Annotated in this window: 1 protein-coding gene; it reads left to right on the forward strand. The window is 69.7% G+C overall.

Going from position 1 to position 1,318, the window contains the following annotated elements:
* The first annotated feature begins 138 nt into the window (after positions 1 to 138).
* Positions 139 to 1,278 (forward strand): IS30 family transposase, encoded by a 1,140-nt coding sequence (locus ACH4ZX_RS40325; protein WP_398283920.1) that lies wholly within the window; start codon positions 139 to 141, stop codon positions 1,276 to 1,278.
* Positions 1,279 to 1,318 lie beyond the last annotated feature (40 nt).

Here is a 1,318-nt window from a genome sequence, read left to right on the forward strand (position 1 = left end):
CTCAGGTTCTAGTGGTCGTTGCAACACCCCAGCTCAGGGGTGGCAATGGACTTCAGGATCCGGGAGGACCGGAGGCCGCAGGGACCCAGGAAGCTGGTCCAGGAGCGGGAGGCATACTTCCGGCTTGTGGATCAAGGAATGGGCTATTCCGAGGCTGCCGCAGTCATCGGCATCAACGTCCGGACGGGCAAGCGATGGCGGAACGGACGCGGCGCCTCGGGCAGGAACAAGGCGGCACCACCGATCAACGCGGTGGTGCCGCCGCCCGTTGAACCGGGCCCGTCCGCGCCCTCGCGCTACCTGGGCGAGGCGGACCGCATTCACATCGCCGACCGGCTGCGAGAGAAGGCCACGGTCCGGGCCATCGCGGCCGAACTGGGCCGCAGCCCCTCAACGATCAGCCGGGAGATACGCCGCAACCGGCACCCCTTGAACGGCCAGTACCGGCCTCATGCCGCCCAGGCCCGCGCCGACGCCCGCCGGCCGCGCCCCAAGCCCGGCAAGATCGGCCAGAACCCTGAGCTGCGGGACTTCATCCAGGACCACCTGACCCTGCGCTGGAGTCCGGAGCAGATCTGTCACGCTCTGCGCAGACGCTTTGCCGACCGGCCGGAGATGCACGTGACCCACGAGACCGTCTACCAGGCCCTCTACGTCCAAGGCCGCGGTGAACTGCGTCGCGAACTGACCCGCGCCCTGCGCACCGGCCGCGCCATGCGCCGCCCGCACCGCCACGCCGCCAAGCGTCAGCCGCGCTTCTCCCACCCCATGGCGATGATCAGCGAACGGCCCGCCGAAGCAGCCGACCGGGCCGTCCCCGGCCACTGGGAAGGCGACCTCATCGTCGGCCGCAACTCCCGCTCCGCCATCGCCACCCTGGTCGAACGCAGCACCCGCTACCTGCTGCTCGTCCACCTGCCCACCGACCACACCGCCGCGGCCGTGCGCCAGGCACTCGCCGACACGGTCCAGACCCTCCCACCGCACCTGAAGCGGTCCCTGACCTGGGACCAGGGCCCCGAAATGGCCGCCCACCGTGCCTTCAGCATCGCCACCGACGTCCCGGTCTATTTCTGCGACCCCGGCAGCCCCTGGCAGCGCGGCTCCAACGAAAACACCAACGGCCTGCTGCGGCAGTACTTCCCCAAGGGCACCGACCTGTCCGTGCACACCCCCGAGCACCTCGGCGCCGTCGCCGCCGAACTCAACAGCCGCCCACGCAAAACGCTCGGCTGGGAAACCCCAGCCGAGCGTCTGTCTAAACTGCTCGCGGCTTGATCAACTCACCGCGTGTTGCGACGACCCCTTGAATTCGCCC

Origin of the sequence: Streptomyces sp. NPDC020490 (assembly GCF_044335305.1) — a bacterium.
Lineage (GTDB): Bacteria > Actinomycetota > Actinomycetes > Streptomycetales > Streptomycetaceae > Streptomyces.

Coding starts and splice junctions, on each gene's coding strand:
- ACH4ZX_RS40325 (WP_398283920.1), top strand. CDS start 139: ATGGGCTATTCCGAGGCTGCCGCAGTCATCGGCATCAACGTCCGGACG.